Origin of the sequence: Methylobacterium fujisawaense (assembly GCF_039619325.1) — a bacterium.
Lineage (GTDB): Bacteria > Pseudomonadota > Alphaproteobacteria > Rhizobiales > Beijerinckiaceae > Methylobacterium > Methylobacterium fujisawaense.
In genome coordinates this window covers 5,311,873-5,332,252 of record NZ_CP155000.1, presented here as the reverse complement: position 1 = coordinate 5,332,252, position 20,380 = coordinate 5,311,873, and the positions used below count along the sequence as shown (strand labels likewise).

Below are 20,380 nucleotides of genomic sequence, written 5' to 3'. Positions count from 1 at the left end.
TGCCCGATGGTGAACAATTCGTAAATTCCGGCCTGGAGTTCGGCATCCGCCCCTCCGGTGATCACGGCGCCCAGGCGGCGGTGTCCGGGCCAGGCGACCGTCGTTGCGCCATTTGCCGGGGGCGGGACGGAGGGCCGTCCCTCGCATCGACCGGGCGACGGCGCTAAGAGGCCCCGATGCCTCGATCGCGGCCCATCCGGCGCCGTCCGCAGCTCCGAGCAGGATGAAGCAGACCATGCCCCAATCGCTGGGTCTCAACCGCATATTGGGCGGTGCCATCGGGATCATCGCGCTGGTCTCGGTCCTCAGCAGCGGTGCGGTCCTGGTTACGGGCGATCAATTGCGGGACGCGACCGACGCGCGAAGCCGGTCAAACCAGCTGGTTCGCGCCCTCGACAGCTTCCGCGCGGCCATGCTCAACCAGGAAACCGGGTTGCGCGGCTACCTGATCACGGGGCGCGACGGCAGCCTGGAACCGTACCGAGCCGGCCGTCAGACGCTGGACGAGGCGATCGACCGGTTGAAGGGCCTCGTCGGTCAGGATGCGGAGCGGACACGCCTGCTCGCCGCCGCAGTGGTGGCGGCTCGCAGCTGGCAGACCGAGGTCGGCGAGGCGGCCCTCCGCATGGCGGCCGATCCGGCGAAACGGGCCGAGGCGGTCCGCATCGAAGCCGACGGTCAGGGCAAGCAGCTGTTCGACACCTTCCGCGAGAAGCTGTCGGCCATCGAAGGCCTCGAAGAGGTGGTGCGGACGGCTCTGGCCGAGCGCGTGGCCCGGGGCGAGCGCAACGAGAGCATCGCCCTGTGGGGCGGAACGCTCATCACCCTCCTGATCTGCCTGGGGATCGGAATCGCCATCAACCGTCTCATCGTTCAGCCGCTGGTGCGCGTGATGGCCTTCGTCGGCCGCGTCGGCGAGGGCGACCTGTCCGGCCAGTTGGCTGTTCGCGCCGGTGGTGAAGTGGGCCGACTTTCAGCGACGCTGAACACGATGGTTGCGGGTCTGTCGGATCTGGCGCGGACCAACCGGGCGGCGACGGCGGATCTGAACGCGGCGGCGGCGGAGATCCGCGCCTCGGCGCAGGAGCAGGCGGCCTCGGTGGAGCAGCAATTCGCGGCCGTGCAGGAGACGGCGGCGACGGTCGACGAGATCACCCATTCGGGCGCGCAGATCAGCAAGCGGGCCACCGAGGTGATCGCCACCGCCCAGGCGACCGCGCAGACCTCCCGCCAGGGCCTGCGCGCCGTGTCCGACACCGCCAAGGCCATGGAGGCGATCCGCGAGCAGGCGGAGGCGGTGGCCGGCAACATCGTCAGCCTGTCGGAGAAGACCCAGACGATCGGCGACATCATCGAGACGGTCAACGACATCTCGGAGCGCACGCACCTGCTGGCGCTCAACGCCGCCATCGAGGCGGCGGCGGCCGGCGAGAGCGGGCGCAGCTTCGCGGTGGTCGCTTCCGAGATGAAGCTCCTGGCCGATCAGGCCAAGGCGGCCACCGGCCAGGTGCGGGGGATCCTGGGCGAAATCCAGCGGGGCATCAACACCTCGGTCATGCTCACCGAGGAGGCGGTCAAGCGCGCCGCCGCCGGCAAGACGCGCTCGGACACGACGCAGCGGACCATCGAGGAGATCACCGCCCGGGTGGAGGAGAACGTCCAGACCTTCCAGCAGATCGTCGCCTCGACCAACCAGCAGCAGCTCGGCATCGAGCAGGTGATGGGCGCGCTCCAGAACATCCGCCAGGCCAGCCAGCAGACCGCGGCCGGCACCCGGCAGGTCGAGGCCGCCTCCGCCAACCTCACCGAACTCGCCCAGGCCCTCATGGCCCTCGCCGAACGCTACCGGAACTGAGGCGGCGCGCCCCTTGGCCGGATCGTCCAGTCCCGGTTCTGCCGACCCGGCCCTTCGCTTCGTACGGACCGAGTGGGACCGAGTGTCAGGCCCGGGGCGGTTCAGCTGCGACGGGCGGAGCGATGGGCCGGCCGGCGGGCGCCGGCATCCGCACGCCGGCGTGCGGCCCGGACGCGCTCGATGTCGGTTATCCCGACCGGACTGGGCGGTGCGTCGCGGGTGAACGGCATGCGATTGCGGACATCGCCGTAATAGTCCGACCCCCCCATTCCGAAACTGCCCGCAACCACGGCTCCGTCCAGGCGCGTATCGCCGGCTGCTGCGCCCGTGGCGATGAGGACGAGGACAGGGGCGGCGAGGAGGAGGCGCATGGAAGCATCTGGCCGCCAATCTACGGCAGCTTTGCGACGGTTGCCGTCACGAGCGCGTCCCGGGCTGTCGGGCCGTCTTCGGTTCAGGCGTTCGGGTCGCCGTGGGGGGAGCGGGTCGGACGCGGGTGCGGCTTCTGCCAACCCGTCCGACCTTGCGCGAAGCCGACTTCAAGAAAGTGGATCAGCGGATTGACGCCTGCGGCGCGGACGTCGGCGTTGGCTTCGAGATAGCCGTCGGTGCTGAACTGTCCGCTCGGGTCTCGCCCCTCGCGCCATCCCAGATCGAGGTAGTGCCGCGCCAACCCGTGGGGATACCGACACGTGTCGGCGTACCAGCTCCTGTAATATTCCTCATCGAAACCCGGGAGCGCGCTGTCCAGGTAGGGCTCGGATTTGAAGTGCGTCCGGACATGGCTGGCGATGCGGGCGGCGACGGCCGTGTAATCCCGAAGGTAGGTGCCATCGACGAAGGCGTCATCCTCGGCCAAGCCGAAACGGGCGCCGCGCAATCCCGCAAACGGATCGAAGAACGAGACGCCGCGGCGCACGCAGACAGCGCGGAGGCAATCCGAATAGACTTCGACCGCGGCAGGGTCGCGTTCCGATGCCTTCGCGGCAGGGGTCGGGGGCAACGCCGCCACGAGCGTATCGAGGGTCCAGGCCTGGAGGCGATCGACGATCCGGTCTGTCTGCCCGAAGAAGTCGTCGGTCGCCGCCTTCGACAGCGCCGAGCGGGCGCGGATGTCGTTGGTCCCGATGATCAGGACGGCGAGCAGAGCCGGCAGGGGCGCGCGCAACAGATCGAGGGCGCGGCCACAGGAGCGCGCCGTCGCTCCGGCGATGCCCGCGTTCAGGACGGGGCGCGGAACGATCGGTCGCGGCATGAGCGCCGCATGCGCGTCCCCGACCAGAACGATGCAGCCGCTCGGCGCAGCATCGAAGCCAGCCTGGATGTGGCCGAGCCCGTGACGTCGGAGGGCGCCGGTGCGAAACGCTCTCAAGGCCCCCGAAAAGCGCATGCGAATCTTGAACACTGCCCCCGCGTCCCGCACCGTAGGAGGTTCAGTTTTCACAAGTCCAGTCTTTCTCCAGCCTGCCAGCGCCTTTTGACCTCGCCCCCGTTGTCATGGGAGGGAGATTCGCAGGACGTCCGGATGATGAATGATGGCTCGCGGCGGAACCGTCTTCGGCGGCGGGCTGTTGAGGAGCCCGCTCGGTCGTGCAATGGAGCGCGCGCCCATCGGCGCCGTCGACCGCCACAATGCTTTCGCGTGCTCAGGTCCTTGTCCGATCCTATGGTCCGCGGCTACTTATCGTTCACCCCGTTCAAGTTGAGAGACCTGCATCCGGCACCGGTCGGGCGACGGCACGTTTTCTTCATTCACGGCTTCGACGCCCGCAGCGGGATCCGGTTTCCTGCGTTCTTCAAACGGGAACTCGGCCGGCATACGGCCCGGTTCGGAACCATGCCGCGCGCGGTCTCGGAGATCCGGACCAGCGCCGACGGTCTCAGCCGGACCTGGACGGTCGGCCCGCCGGCCGATGGCGACGGCGCCGCCGTCTGTTGCGAGACCTTGATCTGGAGCGACATCGTCCACGCGGATCTCTCCCGGCCCGTGCTCCGCCAGCTGGCGCTGCTGGCAAGAAGCGTCGTTTCGGGGCTCGCACAGGGGCTGTTTTTCAAGACGGCGCGCTTCGGATGGCCCTATACCCTGCTGAGCGCTTTTCCGTTCTTCGTCGTCTTCGTCGCCCCGGCCCTGCTGATCTCGGCCGGCACGGCGCTCTTCGCCGTCCTGAAACCGTTATCGCCGATGGAAACGGTCTGGGCGGCGCTGATCTGCGCCGTGGCCGCGGGCGCGGGTCTCTACGCCATCCGCAAGGCGCTGGGCCGGCTGTTCTTCTGGCATATCCTGAGCATACGCATCTTCTTCTGGCAGCATGCCACGGGCCGGCGACCGGATTACGAGGCGCGAATCGCGCTCTTCAGCGAGCGAATCCTGACGGAACTAGCACAATGGCGTGCGCATCCGGCGGAGGCGCCCGATGAGGTCATGATCGTCGGTCATTCCCTCGGTGCTGCCATGGCCGTGGAGGTCGCTGCCCGGATCCTCGCGCGCCTCGGTACGGACGATCGGCCCCTACCCCGCTTGTCCCTGGTCACGCTGGGCTCGGGGCTTCCCTTCGTCGCGTTGCCGAAGGAAGCCGTGGGGATCCGCGCACGCATCGCGTCGCTCGTCTACAGCGACCGCATCGTCTGGTGCGACTATCAGGCGCCGCAGGATTGGCTCAACTGCTACGGGTTCAACCCCATTTTCGACATCGGTCTCGAGAGACCGGCCTTTCTCGCCCACAATCCATTGATACGATCGGCTGGGGTCAAGGACCGGATACCGGAATGTGACTACAAGCGCTTGCGTCTTCGGCCGTTCCACATGCACTTCCAGTTCCTGAAAGCCAATTTCAGGCCCGGAGAATACGATTTCTTCGAGATGATTCTGGGCCGGCAATCGCTCCTGGGTCGCGCCCTCCGTCCGAACTGCCGGCGCCCCGTCGCCCCTGCGCAGGACCCGTAGGGTCGGCGCCGGTCGGACGCCGCCCCACGCGCGATCCGGGCTTCAAGCCGTCGGAAGCAGGGCCGCCTTATTCAGGTCGCCAGTCTCGGGACAGGTGCTCCGGCCGGCGTTGAAACGGACGGCGCGCATCGCGGGAGATCGTGAGAGTGAAGCCCGGTTCTGCCCTGCTCATCGGCGCCCTTTTCGCCCTGGTGCTGGCGTCGCTCGCCCTGCCGGCCCGGGTCGAGGCCGACTGGAAGGGACCCGACGCGCAGCCCCTCTTCGTCAACGAGGCGAATCCGGCCGGCTACAATTACGCGCCCAGCATCATCTCGGAGAACGGCGTCACTGATTTCTGGTGGTGCGGTCAGGGCCAGACCGATGTCATCTTCCATCGATCCTACGACCCGCAGACCGGCTTCTCGCCGGCCCGGATCGTGTTCAAGCCGACGCCCGGCTCCTGGAACCGCCAATACGTCTGTGATCCCAGCGTGATCCGGGGCCGCTTCGTGAACCCCGGGGACGGCCAGACCTACACCTATGCGATGTACTATTCGGGCGCGGACAACCAGCCTGGGAACAACAATCAGACCGGTCTCGCATTCTCGAACGACAAGGTGACGTGGGTCGACTATCCCGAACCGGTCATCAGGCCGCTCAACCCGGCGGTGGCGCAGGGCAATTACGGCGCCGGTCAGCCGGCGTCGTTCACGGACGGCAAGTCCGGTCTCTTCGTCTTCACGACGGACCTCACCGGACCACAGGGCGTTGCCGGCTTCGGCGATCTCTACGTCCGTCACACCGCGGACGGCATCCATTTCGGGGCGCCGGTGCGGATCCCCAACGGGACGACCGATGGAGCGACCATCAATCCGAACTCCGATTTCGCGTACGATGCCAAGACGGGAGACGTCTACGTCATCACCGGGCTTCCGGGTCGCGTGTGCCATCAGGTGGCCTGCAAGGATCCGGCCCGCAACCCCGACCGCGAAACCTACCAGATGGGCCTGTTCAAGATGCCCTTGAAGGTCCTGTTGAGCGGGTCACCGGCACGTTGGACGCCGCTCGGCTATCTGAACTCCGACGTGACCGGCTTCTATCTCAATCACAGTCCGGGCTTCCGGCGGGACGGTACGGGGAGCCTCACGCCCTTCCTGCCTGACATCACCGTCTTCTTCTCGGGCGGCGACCCTTACCCGGGCACGTGGCGGATCGCCGAGGCGCGCGCGACCCGCGGTGCCGACCGTTTGCCCTTGCGGCGCGCCATTGGTCCCGCCGGACATTGGGTCACGACGGGCTATGTCGCGCCCGCCTACAGGGCCGAGGGCAGCGTCGGCAGCGTCTTGACGCTTTCGGCCCCCGGGACCGCAAGACTGATGAGTTGCGTGGCGGGACAGGATCACTTCCTCAGCCGGGACGTGCGCTGCGAGGGGCAGACCCCGCTGGGGCAGACCGGCTACGTCTACGAGGCCCCCAGGCCCGGCAGCCACCCCATCTACCGCTGCAATGCCGGCGGTCGCGATCACTTCGTATCGACCCTCGCGGGCTGTGAAGGGCATACGACCGAGGGCCTGCTCGGCTACGCACTCGATTGACTTCCCTTCGCGCGGCTCGCCGTACCGGTCCGAGACATCAGGCGGCATGAGCGACCGCGCGTGATCAAGTCTCCAATCGGCCGATACCGGCCTGTGCTGCAGCGGGCAGATGAGCCTAGCGCCGGCACAGGGTTTCGGAAGGAGCGGCGGGGCGCTGAAAATACTCGCGCAGTTAATCCGTATTTAACCTTAAGCGGTATTCTTAAGCGATCCCCGAGAATCGGGTTGCTCCGGTTGGAAAGTTAGCGATCCATGTCTTCCATCACCCTGTCGGCCGCGACACGCCAGAACCTGCTCTCCCTGCAGGATACCGCCCAGCTGATGGCGACCACGCAGAACCGCCTCGCCACCGGCAAGACGGTGAACTCCGCCCTCGACAACCCGACCAACTTCTTCACCTCCCAGTCCCTCGACGCCCGGTCCTCGAACCTGAACACCCTGCTCGACGGCATCTCCAACGGCGTCCAGACGATCCAGGCCGCCAACCAGGGCATCACCTCGATCCAGAAGCTGGTCGATCAGGCCAAGTCCATCGCCAACCAGGCCCTCTCGACCCAGCTCTCCACCACCGGAACCGCCGCCAACGCCTACAGCGCCAGCACCGCCTCCCAGACGGTGCTCCTGACCATCAACGGCACCTCCGTGTCGGCCACCATCGCCGCCTCGTCGAGCATCAGCGCCACCGTCGCGGCCCTGAACGCCGCCGTCAGCTCGGCGTCGACCTCGTCCAGCGGCTCGTTCGGCGCAGGCGCGATCTTCTCGGCCGACAGCACCGGCACGAAGATCGTTCTGAACGCCCAGGCCGATGTGGAGTTTCAGAATTCCGGCAGCCAGACGGCGCTCGGCTTCACCGGATCGAGCACCACCGCCTCGACCTACGGCACCGCCGCCACCACCGTCGTCTCCAGCGACCTCTCGATCTCCGGCGTGTCGCAGCGCGCTTCTCTGGCGAGCCAGTACAACAACCTGCTCAACCAGATCACGCAGCTCGCCGGCGATGCCAGCTACAACGGCGTCAACCTCATTGCCGGCAAGGGCAATGACATGAACATCAAGTTCAACGACACCGGCAGCTCGAACCTGAACGTCGCCTCGGTGGATGCCACGTCCAGCGGCCTGGGCCTGTCGTCGATCACCAACTCGAACAGCACGTCCAGCCAGAACGGCCTCGGCAACTTCCTGTTGAACTCGGACGTCAACAAGACCCTGTCGACCCTGACGAGCGCCGGCAACACGCTGAACTCCGCGGCGAGCGCGCTCGGCTCGAACCTGTCGGTCGTGCAGAACCGCCAGGACTTCTCCAAGCAGCTGATCAACGTGCTGCAGACCGGCTCGGCCAACCTGACCAACGCCGATCTGAACCAGGAAGCGGCCAACTCCCAGGCGCTGTCGACCCGGCAGTCGATGGGCATCTCCGCCCTGTCCCTGGCCAACTCCGCGCAGCAGGGCGTCCTCCAGCTCCTGCGCTAATCCTGCGCTAAGCCTTCGTCACATCATCGCCATGACGGCCGGAGCGACGCTCCGGCCGTTTGCATGAGAAGCGTCGGACAACGACGGATTCCTTTCGAACGCCGATGGCATCGCGGGCCGCAGCCGATACGGCGTGAGAGGCTGCGCCACGCCCCGAATACCGACGCGCTTCGGCAAGCGCGTCCTCGAAACCATTCGACAGCCCGGCAGCCCGGACCGGGGCGGATCCATGGGTGCGGTCCCCGAGGATGCGGGAACCGTGTCGATTACGCTTTCAGCGGCAGGGACCCGATCGTCTCCAGGATGCGTTGCGGCTTAGAGATCGGACAACCAGACGGATTTCTCGTCTGTCGGCTCGCACGGCTTCGAACAAGCCCTGTGACTGGGGCGCAGAGAAGGGATCATCTTCCCTACGGCGGGCAGGCGAGGTCGCCGCCCGGCCACCTGATCTGCGCCGCCAAGTCCTGAAGACGCTGGCGCGTCAAAGCGATCTTACATGCCCCGGCAAGCATCGGGCGAGGCTGCCGTTGTGCCCGGGCGTCGTGGTGTCGGCTCACGGTTGGTCGGCGTCCGGGACCGCGCCGCGGGCGCGGAAGCCGTAATATCCGCGGTCGGCGTCGAACAGGACATCGAAACCGTTCAGGACGTGCAGCCCCGTATTGACGAAGGGTTGCGGGCGCGTGGTGTTCAGAACGATGCGCTCCGGTGCGAGTCCCGTGGTGTGGTCGCCGACGGTGACCGTGTAAGCGGCGGCGGCGCCGAAGCGAAAACGCAGTCGCGTTCCGGGAAGGAGCGCACTGTGACCGGTCGCGTCGGTCTGAAGGCTGGTGGCCACCTCCGAGGGCGGCAGGGTCAGGAACATGGCAGTGACGCCGGTGTCGAGCAGTGCCCGGCCGCAGGCGCCCGGCTCCCGACCGTCGACGGAAATGCACACGGGCACGCCCAGCCAGTCGCCCGGCACGCGCGGGTGGGGATCGAGCTTGACGAAGCGGTAGCGGCCGTGGGTGTTTGCGCGCGTCAGGCCGACATGGACGCCTCGGGCGGTGAGCACGTAGCCGCGCCGGATCGCACCGGGGCCGGACGGCTCCGCATTGAGCAGGGGATTGGTGTCGGGCGTGCTCTGGCTCTGGCTGTCGTCCTCGCGGCCGAATCCGATGCCCAGCATGGCCACGTGCTCCGGCGCCTCTTCCGGGGTGCAGTGGCGGGCCTGCGCGGTGCAGGCGATGCGGTCGACCGCGAGGACCGGGATCGGCCGCGTCGCCACGCTCTCGCCGTCGCGGCCCCACAGGGTTACCGGGACGCGTATCCAGCGGCCGATCATGATGCGGCCGGAGCTCGTGTAGGTGATGCGCCCAGGCTGGCTGGGCAGCGTCGCGTTGTCGGGGATGCGGCTGGCCGAGACCACGATGCCGGTCGAGCCGGTATCCACCAACACGGGCCGGACCGCGCCGCCGAAGGAGAGCCCGAGCCGCGGCGACTGCGCGATGGCCTCGCCGGGTTGCGGTGCATTCAGGAAAGGCAGGAACACGCCACGCCGGTCCTCCAGATAGCTCGGGCCGTCCTCGGCGTTCGCGAACTTAGCCTGTCCGAGGAGCCCAGCCACAGCGAAACCCGCGCTCAGGACAGCCAGACCCGATCTTGCGCCGTGACCGCGCGCCTGAGCGTTGCCGCGGGGACGTTGCAAAGCCTGCCGCATGCCGGTCCTCCGCGGGACGATATCTGAGCGATCCCGCTCACATGCTCGGCCCTTCCGGGCAACGCTTCAATCCACGCGCCCTCGATGGGCGGCGAGCCAGCGCCGGCTCAACGGCAGCGCCGATCCATGCATCCACGGTGTGACATTGTGTCCTGATCCCGCGGCGGATAATCCTGTCGTGCGCCCGAACCGATTGCACCCCATCTCGAGGATCATGAGCTCGGGCCGCGACCCGGGGCAGGAGGACGTTCTTGCCGAAAGCCGAATCGGGATCTGGCCGGACGTCCGCCGCCCGCACCGCGATCACTTCGTTCGGCCTGATCGGCCAGAGCCGAATACGACCAGCCCGTGCAGCGCCCGATCCAGCGGCCTTGGCCGACACCGCCGACGGCGCAGCCGTGATGATCGGCAAGAACAGCGTGAGGCAGACCACGACGGTCGGCGAGATCCTGACGCTGCCCGTCACGACCGGCGCGACGACCCGCCACCGCCGCGGCCACGGGAACTCGCATGGGGCGCGACCGGTGCAGGCGGGCACCGACCGATCCGCCCCCGCCCGAAGGAGGATGTCCGATGAGCGCCCTTGAGACTGGACGGCCGGACCGGTCCCGCCGGCGTCTGCGCGTGATCCTGATCCTGACGGTGGTCGCGTGGCTGCCGGCTTTGCCCTTCGCCGCCGGTGCCGCGCTGACCAGCCTCACCGGCTGCCAAGTCAACGAGGCAAACACGTATCCCTGCCCGGTCGCCGGTCACGATATCGGCGAGCTGCTGTACGGGCTGATGATGACGGGCTGGATGTTGATCGCCTTCCTGCCTTTCATGGCCCTGACCCTGCTGCTCGCCGCCGTGCAGGGCTTGCTGATGCTGGTCGGGGCGTTGCGGCGGAGAGGAAAGCCGCCTCACGAGACGCACGATCCGGAGCGCGATGGTCGAACCCGGCTTCGGGTTGGCCGCGTCCCCAGGTGATCGGGATGGACGCATTCGCCGATCCTCGTGGCACGGCGCCCGGTCTCGAATCGCCCGGCACGAACCACCCCCCTCGTCCGCGGATCCGCGACCGGGGTTCGCCTCGCCCGGGGGACGGATGCCGCAGCCGACGTCCGTTCTTCGCCTGCGGCGCCCGGAAGGATCCTTCCGAGATCGGCCGCGCCATGATCTTCGTGGAGGATGAAGGCGTCAGCGCGATCGGTCGAGGCGCCGGCTTCGCAGAGGCCGCAGGTCTCCGACGTCGGCCCGGCTGCTGCGCCGCACATGGGGCGACGGGGTCGTCCAACGGCCGGACACGCGGGGCATCCGCCCCGGCGACGGCTCTCCCTGGGTTCCGGCCATCCGCAGGCTTCTCCCAATTCTAAACGCCCGGCTACGCCCAGGGTCCGTTGGCCTGAGGCCAGTCCAGGCCGTGCCACCGTCTCTCGGTCCAGACCGGACTGTGCGCGCGCGGGACCTCGGAGAGATCGGACGCGAGCAGGCCGCCTCCGAATCGCGCCCAGTCCTCTAGCGTACGCGTCCGGCCGGCCTGCGAACCGTGCCGCTCCCGCGTGATCTTCAGCGGGGATCCCACGCGCCCGCAACGCCGATACCAGTTCCGCGCGCGCCGCACGGGCAGGCCCACCGCCAACTTCATGCCGTTCCCCCTGGCGCGACCATGCGGCGAGGCGCCCTCAGCCCCGTCGACCGGGGCTCCCAACCGCCAAGCTAAGCCAGGCCTTCAGCGCAAGCATGTCGGGCCGACCCTGACACGTCTGCCGATCTCTCCGACTGCTGATCGGTGCAGCGGACCACAGATGGGACGGCGGGACAGTGGCCGGAGACTTCGATCTTCGTCCCCCGCCTTCGGGGCACGCCGCCGCATTCGACGGCGGCGAAGGCTCGGTTCCCCGTCCGACCGTGGCCGCACGGTCGTCCTTCCTCTTCCGTGGAGTTCAGCCCATGAAACGTCTTGCGATCACCCTGACGGCGCTTTCGAGCCTCGTTCTGTTTGCACCGTCGAGCGAAGCGCGGCCCTACGGTCATGGCCCCGGCCTCCATCACGGGCACCACCATCTGGACCATGGCGCCCGGAGAGGGCGACGCCACGGATTGCACCATCACCGCCTCCACCGGCACCACATCCACCGGTTCCGCCCGCACCACAGGCGGTATCGTGGTTATCGGGGTGTGACCTTCCGCCCCTCCGCCTATGGCTACCGGCCGCACGCCTACGGCTACGGCGGTCCCCGTGATACCGCGGGCCGGGTTTCGCCACCGGCCTCGGCCTTGCGGCGGCGGCTGCCGGGCCGAACCTCTATCGGCCGGTCTATAGCCGTCCCTACGGCTACCGTTACGCGCCGGCCGGCTACGGCTGCGGCTTCTAGGAAGCCCTTCGGGATCCGGGAAGCCGACGTGCGGCAGCCTCCCGGATCCGCGGGCGATGAAGGCTGTCCGGGTGACCCCTGCGCAGGATCCAGCAAGGAACCGCGGGCGTCCCGACAAGCGTCGATGCTCAACGGTCGCATGATTTGCCGCTTGGGTGCCGCTTTCGCGCAATGGTCAACGGATGATCGTCTGCACAGCGTGTCGGGATAAACCCGACACGCGTCGGTGAGAGCAGCATCGCGACCTGAAACAGCTTGCTCGACCGTTCGAACTGCGCGCTTCTCACGGTGCGGGACATCATCCCGAGCAGCCGGAGAGATCAGCGCCCATGCTCATGGACATCGTCAAACAGGGGGCCCGCGCGCGTTCCGTCGGTCGGCCCCGCGATGCCTGTCCGTATCCCGGCGAGTCGCGCGAGCGCCGCGCGTGGTTCGAAGGCTATGACGGCTCCTCCTGGGCCGTTGCGACGCGGCTGCCGCATCCGGCCCGGATGCTGCCCGGATCTGCGCTCTGCGACACCTCCCTCGCTTCGGACGCGCTCCCGCCGGCTTGATCGCAGGGCGACTTTTCCGCGACAGAGCGCGTGGCACACGGGCCGGGACGGGGACTCGGGAGACGGGTGGCGATGCGGTCGGGACGGCGAGACAGGAAGGCCGAGCCGCCCGAGCGATGGAGGCCGGGTTCGGGCTGGCGCGCTGCGTGCCCGCGCCCGGGCCCATGAACATCCGACCCCGCGACGCCGCCATACACGGGTCTGAGCCCCCGCTGAGCCGCGGCAGCCGCCGGACCTTCATCGCCCTCGCCCTCGCGGCGGCCATACCGGTCCTGTTGCTGAGCGGCTGGGTCGCCACGCTCATGGCGCAGCAGCAGCGCGACCTCGCCCGGAACGCTGCGGTCGCCAGCGCGACCCGTGTGGCCGAGCGCGTCGCCTCGGACATTGCGGCCCAGATCGCGGTTCTCGAAGCGGAGGCCGCCTCCGCCACCCTCGACCGACCGGATCTCGCGGCCTTCTACGCCGAGGCCGAGCGGCTGAGGCAGGCGCATCCGCTCTGGGAGACGGTGGAACTCGCCGGTCCGGACGGCGCTCAGATCGTCAACCTGCTCCGCTCCCTCGAAGAGGAACTGGGACCGACTTCGGACCGGCAGAGCTTCGACGCCGTGGTGCAGACGCGTCAGCCGGTGATCGGCGGCATCGGTCCGGCCGGCCTGATCTCCGGCAAGCGCCTCGTCGCCCTTCGCGTCCCGGTCATCCGCGACGGGATCCTCCGCTACGTGCTGTCGGTCCGGCTTGCCACAAACGCGGTGAGCTCGATCCTGCGGGATGCCGGTGCCCCCGAGGGCTGGGTCGGTACCATCGTGGATGCGGACGGGAACACCATCGCCCGGACCCGGGCCGAGGTCGAGGAACTCGGCCACCCTGCGAATCCCGCCTTGCAGGCGGCGATCCGGCACGCGCCCAACGGATTCTACACCGGCCCGACGCTGGAGGGCGCGAATGTCGAGGTGGTCTACCGGACGCTGAAGCACACCGGCGGCTGGTCGGTGCATTTCGGAATGCCGGTCGCCACCCTCAACGCCCCGGTGTCACGGTCGTATGTCGTGCTGGGCGGCGGCAGCTTCGTCAGCATCGGTCTCGCCCTGGCGCTGGTCGGATTGGTGGGCCGCGACATGGCGCAGCGCCGTGCGGGCGAGCAGGCCCGGTTCTCCCTCGCCCTCCGGTCTAGCGAGGAGCAGGGCGCCGTCGCCGCCGAGGCCGCGGAACTCGGCACGTTGCGCTGGGACACCGTCGCGCGCCGGGTGACGGGTTCTGCGCGCGCGGCCGAGCTTCTGGGGTGGCGGGCGGCCGCGGAAGGGCGCGACAGCGCCGTGGACGCCGATACCGTCCTGCAGGCGGTCGAGCCGGAGGATCGCGGGCGCCTGAGCGAAGCCCTGCGCCGGAGCCTCGCGGAGGGTACGCCGCTCGACGTCGAGTTCCGCGTGACCCGGCTCGATCGGGAACCGCGCTGGGTCCGCGTGGCCGGTCGCGTGCCACAGCTTCACGAGGACACCCCGGACGGGCTGATCTACGGCGTGGTCTCGGATATCGAGCCGCGCAAGCGCGCCGAGGCCGAACGGTCCGCGCTGCTCCGCCGCCTCGGCGAGGCGCAGGAGAACGAGCAGCGCCGGATCGCGCGGGAACTCCACGATCAGGTCGGCCAGACGGTGACCGGCCTGTCGCTGGGCCTCAAGAGCATGGAGCGGCTCCTGGCCCGCGGTGCCACAGCCGAAGCCGGAAGGCAGATGGAGTGGCTGCAAGCGCTTGCCGGGGAGATCGGACGCGACATCCATCGGGCTGCCGTCGACCTGAGGCCGACCGCCCTCGACGATCTCGGCCTGCGCGAGGCGCTCGCGACCCTGCTGCGCGACTGGAGCCAGCGGCACGGGATCCGCGCCGATCTGGAATGCCTGAACGAGGCGACCCGTCTGCCGGCCGCCATCGAGACGGCCGTCTACCGGATCGTGCAGGAGGCCCTCACCAACGTACTCAAGCATGCCCGCGCCGCGAGCGTCAGCGTCTCGGTGGAGAAGCGCACCACCGAGATGCGGGTCGTCATCGAGGATGACGGCGTCGGCTTCAACGCCGAGGACCTTCGCGACCGTTCCGGCAGCGATGGACAGGCCAAGCTGCGGCTGGGACTGTCCGGGATCCGCGAGCGCCTGTCCCTTCTCGGCGGGACGCTCACGCTGGAATCGTCCCCGGATGTCGGCACAACCCTGTTCGTGACCATTCCCGTACCGCACCATCCCGAACCCTGAGGAGAAGCGCCCGATGGATCGCATCCGCGTCGCCCTGGCCGACGACCACCCCATCGTCCTCGCCGGGATCCGGACGCTCCTGAACGCCGACCCCGAGATCGAGCTGGTGGGCGAGGCGACGAACGGCAGCGAGGCGCTGCCGATGATCCATGCAGCCGACCCCGACGTCGCCGTGGTCGACGTTTCGATGCCCGGTCTCAACGGGCTCGAGCTCACCGAGCGCGTGGCGGATGCGTGCCCGCGAACGCGCGTGCTGGTTCTGACGGTCCATGAGGATGCGGCCTACGTCCAGCCGCTGCTCAAGGCCGGCGCCCGGGGATACCTGCTCAAACGCTCGGCCGCGGAGGATCTGCTCCGCGCGGTCCGCGCCGTCGCCGCAGGCGGCGTCTATCTCGACCCTTCGGTGGCGAGCCATGCCCTGGCGCATCCTGCAGCAGACTCCCGGATCTCGGTGGCCGAGCCTGCCGCAGACGCGCTGAGCCCGCGCGAGACGGACGTCCTTCGCCTGATCGCCCAGGGCTTCAGCAACAAGGAGATCGCGCGCCGCTTCGATCTCAGCGTCAAGTCCGTGGAGACCTACAAGGCGCGGGCCGCCGAAAAGCTCGGCCTGCGCACGCGTGCGGAGATCATCCGTTACGCGGCCGCGCACGGATGGCTCGATGCCCTGGCCCTGCGCTAGGAGCCGCGATTCTTTGAGCGCGACGGATCAAATCGCGGCGCGGTTCGTCTGTCTGGCGGACCGAATACGGATGAGGGGAGACGTGTGAGCGTCGGATTGATTGCCCTGCTGGACGATGTCGCCTTCATGGTCAGGAGTGCGGCGGCGTCCCTCGACGACGTGGCAGGCCAGGCCGCGAAAGCCGGAACCAAAGCGGCCGGTGTCGTCATCGACGATGCGGCGGTCACGCCCCGCTACGTCGTCGGCTTCGCGGCGGAGCGCGAGCTGCCCATCGTCGGCAAGATCGCCGTCGGATCGCTCCGCAACAAGCTCCTGTTCCTGCTCCCGGGCGCCCTGGCGCTGAGCGCCTTCGCGCCCTGGGCGATCACGCCGCTCCTGATGCTGGGCGGTGCGTATCTCTGCTACGAAGGCACCGAGAAGGTCTACGAGGGCCTCTTTCCCCATCGCGCCCACGGCGACGCGGCGGACCACGCGGACGGCGCCGGTGGCGCTGCGGCCGGAGAAGAGCGCCGCGTGGCGAGCGCCATCAAGACCGACTTCATCCTCTCGGCCGAGATCATGGCCATCACCCTCGCGGCCTTGCCGGAGGGCAGCTTCTGGATGCGGGCGGCCGTTCTGGCCATCGTTGCTCTGGGCATCACCGTGGGCGTCTACGGCGTGGTCGCTGTGATCGTGAAGGCTGACGACGCGGGCTTGGCTCTGGCCCGCAGCACGGCCGGGCCGCCGCTCGGAAGCCTCGTCCGCGGGCTCGGCCGCGGCGTCGTCAAAGGCATGCCGATCCTGCTCGGACTTCTGGCCGTCGTCGGTACGGCGGCCATGATCTGGGTCGGCGGCGGGATCCTGATGCACGGTCTGGAGACCTACGGCTTGGCATGGCCCGCGCACGCCGCCCACGACGCGGCGACGGCAGCGTCCGCGCGCCTGCCGTTCGCCAAGGGCTTCGTCGAATGGCTGGTCACCGCCCTCGCGTCGGGCCTGATCGGGCTGGTGGTCGGCGGCCTGCTGATTCCGCTCACGAGCTTCGTGCTGGCGCCGACGTGGCACGCCCTGTCGGCCCTGCGGAAGCAGACTGCCTGATCCGAGAAACGTCGAGGCCAAGCGGTACGGTGGTCCAGACGGTCACCGTATTGCTCGGCCTCCTCCGGAGCCCCATGGCCCGGTGGTCGAGGATGCTTCTGCAGGACCCAGAAACGACAAAGGCCGCAGAGCTGCGGCCTTGTAAGTCGATCGTATGGTTGGGAAAACTGGAGCGGGCGAAGGGATTCGAACCCTCGACCCCAACCTTGGCAAGGATGTATGAAGTCGTTTCCCTGTGTTTCCGCCGATTTCAAAAGTTTTCATTCATCATTGCAAGTCGTTGCAGTATTGACTGCATTCGCTTTGCGCCGTTTCATGGCGTAGCCGCCCGTTTCCGACACGGTGCTGCCTGCGTGCGTCCTGAAGGAGCAAGACCATGAAGCGAAGGAACGCCGTTCGCCTGACGCTCAGGACCATCGAAAAGGCGGCCGCAAAGCCCACCTCCTATTTCATCTGGGATCTCGATCAGCCCGGGTTCGGGTTGCGGATCGAGCCGACCGGCGCGAAATCCTTCTACATCCACTATCGTCTCGGAGGCCGCGGCTTTCCTTCCAAGAAGATGAAGCTCGGCGACGTGCGCAGCATGAGTGTGAGCCAAGCGCGGAGCGAAGCGGCGGAGAAGCTCGTGCTTGCCCGGAAGGGCGAGGATCCGGCAGCCGAGCGGGTCGCGGCGAAGAACTGCCTGTTCGTGCACGAACTGATCGACCTATACGGGTCGGAAGGCCTCGTCCGCTTGAAAGGACGCCGCAAGGGCGAGGACATGACGGAGGAGACCGCAAAGTACACAATGGCGCGGCTGCGCAACCACGTCGTACCGGTCCTGGGCCAGCTCCGGCTCGTCGAACTCGACAAGACGCACGTCGAGTCGCTCTTCAGGAAGGTCGGCTCCGGAGCGACAGCCGCGAAGACTGAGGAGCGGACCGGCAGGGGAGCGGTCGTCCGCGGCGGACGCGGTGCCGCGCGAAAGGTGGTCCGCGATCTATCGGCGGTCTGCACGTTCGCAGTCGACAACAATCTCATGAAGGCGAATCCCGTCGCGAACGCGCGGGTCAACAAGGTGGACAACGAGCGCAAGGACTACCTGACGACTGCGCACGTGCAGCGCCTCGGGCGAGCACTCGTCGAGGCGGAGACGAGTCACGGCGTCCCGCGCGTCGCAACGGACCAGATCCGTCTCTGGCTGCTGACCGGCCTGAGGAGGAACGAAGGAGCCGCGTTGAAATGGAGCGAGGTCAGGCTGGAACATGAAAGCCTGGAACTCGAGACTTCCAAGAGCGAGACCAAACGGCCTCTCACGCCCCCGGCGGTGGCGTTCCTGCGGAAGCTGAAGGAGACAGCCGACTCCGCCTACGTCTTCCCGGCGAAAAGAGGCGACGGCTGGTTTACGGGTACGAAAAGGTACCTGCCACTGATCATGCGCCTCGCCGGACTCGACAGGCTGTTCCCGCACCTCCTGCGGCACACCTTCGGATCGAACGCGATCTCCCAGGGATTGAGCATCCCCCTGGCCGGAGCCCTGCTGGGACACGCCAACCTTCGGTCCACGCTGATCTACGCCCACGTCCAGCACGACGTCGCGGCCAGAGCGGCCGGCCCATGCATGACCGACTTCGCAGCGGCGCTGGGCGCGCCGACACGCGACGCGTTCGGTGGAGAACGGTCGAACGCGGCCGATGGCGGAGAACGGTCGTGAGATACCCGACCAAGATTCGTCCGCACTGGATCCCGCTGCATCTCGCTCCGTTCACTCTGCGCCGGATGCAGGAGCCGTGCGCTCGCGATCTCGAGCTGGATGCGGAGTTGGAGCGCGCGTTGGCGGTCGACGCGCCGGATCACATGCTCGTTCGGGCGGACTGGTCCGCCGGACTGATCGAGGTGCTCGCCCGGGATCCGGTCGACGACGACATGGGGCCGGGTGACGGCTACCGCGTGTGCGTGAGCTCGCATCCCGCACTTTTCCGATCCGCGGCATCGCGAACGTCGCCGTCCGCATCGGCGATGCTGTGCGCCGGCCTCGTCGACGCCTTCTGGTCGGCGCTGATCAGCCGCCATTCGGCTCTGATCGTCGGCGACGTCCTGGCCGTCCATGCAAGGGGCGGTCCCAGACCGGTCGACGGCTTCAGGGAGGTGCCTGCCGACGTATGGGCATCCTCGTCCATCGATTGGGCCGCCGGAACGTGCACGTCGCCGGACGGCCATGTGTACTTCTCGATCCACGTCGCCCGGTCGGAACCGCCCTCGCCGCGCCCCGGCGACGAGGGCGGCCCGACAGCGACCGGCAGGCAGACGCCGTGCGACGTCGGTGCGCCGGGGGTCGTTTCGACCGGCGACGTGGAAGGCATGGACGTCCGCGCGGCAAGTCGCTTCCTGGGTGTCAGCAAAAGCTCCTTGGACAAGTGGCGGCTGACGGGCAACGGCCCGCCGTTCCACAGGATCGGAGCCCGCGTGCGCTATCTCAAGTCCGAACTCGAGGGATGGCGGAACCGACGTCGGGACCCGGGTCGTTCGATTTGAACGAACGCTCGTTTACAGATCTCCGTTGTATGATGGCGTTGAACCGGTCTGGTCGGAATGTCGGTCCGGACCAGCTGAGCGCGATCGAGACGATGACGGAAACCGAAGTCGGGCAGGAGCAAGTGGGTCTATGTGAATCAGCGCGGCTTCGGGCGCCAACGTCGGGCGTAAGTCCAATTCAACACCAAAGCGTGCCCCTGGCGGAGTCGATCCCCGATCTCCTACAAGTTCAACGAATCCGGGTTTTCGGTGGGGTCAGGATCGGCGCCGATCGCGACCGCAACCTTCATGGGATTCCGGTCGAGCCCGCAACCGCTTAGGCAGTGTCGCCCAAGGCGCGTGCTTCGGCGCCGATTCGCAAGCGGTCGCCTCTTCGTTTTGTCCACTCTCATACGGACGATCCGGACGTGATCGCCGACAGGTGGATTGGGACGTCGACTGGGCGGGCGGGGCGGCGGCCGGCCACGGCCCTTTTGCGTAATGGCCTTGAACATTCAGCCGAGTTTCGGCGTCCTGCGCTGCGGCTCAAACGTGCCGGTGTGCCACAGGGGCGAACGACGCGCGCCTTCCCGCCGTCCGGTCGCCTCCAGTCTTCGGCGACCTGAGACGCGACCGTGTGGGTTATCGCTCCGGCCCCGCGCAGGACTCTCGGTTTGCGAGAAGCGAAGCCCGCATCGGCGCTTGCTGCGAACCCGGCTGTCACGAATGCGCGGTGCTCGGCCGCTACCGGGTCGGGCGTCATTCGCCAGTCCTCGTCTGACCGTGCCCCGCAATCTTCGACTGCACCGTCGGTGTCCGGGCGCTCGGGCCACTCTAAGCGTCGACGATATGATCGCCTATCGTTCTCGGCCGAGCCAACTACCGGCGACCGCTGCCGAGACTCGCGCTTGACCGCGGCCTCCTTTCGCAATCCGCTTACGGAGGCTGGCGACCTCCGTCGAACCGGAGCCTGCGCGCACTGGTTCGGTTGCAACGGGCTTGCATCGACGAGTCGGCACGACGACTCTATCTGAACCCGGGACGATGAGTGCATCCGACCGGTTCGTTCCCGACACCGATCTTTCGCCGACCGCCTGCCGGAAGGCTCAGGAGCCGATATCGTGACAACGGATCAGAGACGAGATGCCGTGGCGTCGTCGAAGGGCAAAGCACCTAAGACGCTTTCGTCGGACACCAAGCTGGCCGCGATCAGAACTGCCATGGCCGCGGACGACTGGGATACAGCCTTGAAGCTCGCTTCGCGCTTCCAGCGTTTGGGCGAGCAGGCCAGCGTCATCCGGCGGGCTGCGGATTTCCAACTCCGGCCCAACTTCTACCGCCAGTTGGGATACGACGGCGAGAGGGTGCGGGCGGAGGGGATCGCCGCTCTCAAGGAGCGGTTCAGCGTTTCCTGGTCTCAGACGAGCAGCCGGGACTGATC

The 20,380-nt window shown here is 67.9% G+C and carries 16 protein-coding genes; 13 read left to right on the top strand and 3 right to left on the bottom strand.

Annotation, left to right across the window (positions count from 1 at the left end; all coding sequences use genetic code 11):
- The first annotated feature begins 235 nt into the window (after positions 1–235).
- Positions 236–1,855 carry a methyl-accepting chemotaxis protein gene (locus ABC766_RS25250; RefSeq protein ID WP_345819750.1) on the top strand — a complete coding sequence of 540 codons (1,620 nt, stop codon included), beginning with the start codon at positions 236–238 and terminating at the stop codon, positions 1,853–1,855.
- Between the two features lie 101 nt (positions 1,856–1,956).
- On the opposite strand, the gene ABC766_RS25245 is transcribed toward ABC766_RS25250, so the two are convergent.
- Both ABC766_RS25245 and ABC766_RS25240 read right to left on the bottom strand, forming a co-directional pair.
- The gene (locus tag ABC766_RS25245) at positions 1,957–2,226 is read right to left on the bottom strand and encodes a hypothetical protein (protein ID WP_345819749.1); all 270 of its coding nucleotides are present in this window, start codon (positions 2,224–2,226) and stop codon (positions 1,957–1,959) included.
- A gap of 83 nt (positions 2,227–2,309) precedes the next feature.
- Positions 2,310–3,260 (bottom strand): SGNH/GDSL hydrolase family protein, encoded by a 951-nt coding sequence (locus tag ABC766_RS25240; protein WP_345819748.1) that lies wholly within the window; start codon positions 3,258–3,260, stop codon positions 2,310–2,312.
- Positions 3,261–3,380: 120 nt separating this feature from the next.
- On the opposite strand from ABC766_RS25240, the gene ABC766_RS25235 reads away from it, so the two are divergent.
- The 3 genes from ABC766_RS25235 to ABC766_RS25225 all read left to right on the top strand — a co-directional run bounded on the left by ABC766_RS25235 (position 3,381) and on the right by ABC766_RS25225 (position 7,843).
- Positions 3,381–4,799, top strand: coding sequence for a lipase family protein (locus ABC766_RS25235; RefSeq protein ID WP_345819747.1), 1,419 nt, complete (start codon positions 3,381–3,383; stop codon positions 4,797–4,799).
- A gap of 146 nt (positions 4,800–4,945) precedes the next feature.
- The gene (locus ABC766_RS25230; RefSeq protein WP_345819746.1) at positions 4,946–6,373 is read left to right on the top strand and encodes a hypothetical protein; all 1,428 of its coding nucleotides are present in this window, start codon (positions 4,946–4,948) and stop codon (positions 6,371–6,373) included.
- Between the two features lie 252 nt (positions 6,374–6,625).
- Positions 6,626–7,843 carry a flagellin gene (locus ABC766_RS25225; RefSeq protein WP_043346491.1) on the top strand — a complete coding sequence of 406 codons (1,218 nt, stop codon included), beginning with the start codon at positions 6,626–6,628 and terminating at the stop codon, positions 7,841–7,843.
- A 553-nt stretch (positions 7,844–8,396) separates the two neighbouring features.
- On the opposite strand, the gene ABC766_RS25220 is transcribed toward ABC766_RS25225, so the two are convergent.
- A complete protein-coding gene (locus tag ABC766_RS25220; protein WP_345819745.1) occupies positions 8,397–9,446 on the bottom strand; it encodes a hypothetical protein in 1,050 nt (349 codons plus the stop codon).
- 464 nt (positions 9,447–9,910) lie between these two features.
- Between ABC766_RS25220 and ABC766_RS25215 the strand changes: the two genes are divergently transcribed.
- The 9 genes from ABC766_RS25215 to ABC766_RS25175 all read left to right on the top strand — a co-directional run bounded on the left by ABC766_RS25215 (position 9,911) and on the right by ABC766_RS25175 (position 20,378).
- Complete coding sequence (locus ABC766_RS25215) at positions 9,911–10,126, top strand: hypothetical protein (protein ID WP_345819744.1); 216 nt, start codon at positions 9,911–9,913, stop codon at positions 10,124–10,126.
- A gap of 37 nt (positions 10,127–10,163) precedes the next feature.
- Positions 10,164–10,505: a hypothetical protein gene (locus ABC766_RS25210; RefSeq protein ID WP_345819743.1), complete on the top strand. Its 342-nt coding sequence runs from the start codon at positions 10,164–10,166 to the stop codon at positions 10,503–10,505.
- 1,717 nt (positions 10,506–12,222) lie between these two features.
- On the top strand, positions 12,223–12,447 hold the full coding sequence (locus ABC766_RS25205) for a ribosome modulation factor (protein ID WP_345819742.1): 225 nt from the start codon (positions 12,223–12,225) through the stop codon (positions 12,445–12,447).
- Between the two features lie 164 nt (positions 12,448–12,611).
- Positions 12,612–14,690: a sensor histidine kinase gene (locus ABC766_RS25200; protein WP_051976318.1), complete on the top strand. Its 2,079-nt coding sequence runs from the start codon at positions 12,612–12,614 to the stop codon at positions 14,688–14,690.
- 13 nt (positions 14,691–14,703) lie between these two features.
- Positions 14,704–15,369 (top strand): response regulator, encoded by a 666-nt coding sequence (locus ABC766_RS25195; protein WP_043346486.1) that lies wholly within the window; start codon positions 14,704–14,706, stop codon positions 15,367–15,369.
- Between the two features lie 84 nt (positions 15,370–15,453).
- Positions 15,454–16,446, top strand: a complete 993-nt coding sequence (locus ABC766_RS25190) for a DUF808 domain-containing protein (RefSeq protein WP_043388102.1) — start codon at positions 15,454–15,456, stop codon at positions 16,444–16,446.
- 376 nt (positions 16,447–16,822) lie between these two features.
- Entirely contained in the window at positions 16,823–18,139 is a 1,317-nt protein-coding gene (locus ABC766_RS25185; protein WP_059409799.1) for a tyrosine-type recombinase/integrase, read from the top strand.
- Complete coding sequence (locus ABC766_RS25180) at positions 18,136–18,960, top strand: helix-turn-helix transcriptional regulator (protein WP_043388016.1); 825 nt, start codon at positions 18,136–18,138, stop codon at positions 18,958–18,960. The genes ABC766_RS25185 and ABC766_RS25180 overlap by 4 nt, the downstream gene beginning before the upstream one ends.
- Positions 18,961–20,060: 1,100 nt before the next feature.
- Positions 20,061–20,378, top strand: a complete 318-nt coding sequence (locus ABC766_RS25175) for a hypothetical protein (RefSeq protein ID WP_170867536.1) — start codon at positions 20,061–20,063, stop codon at positions 20,376–20,378.
- The last annotated feature ends 2 nt before the right edge of the window (positions 20,379–20,380 follow it).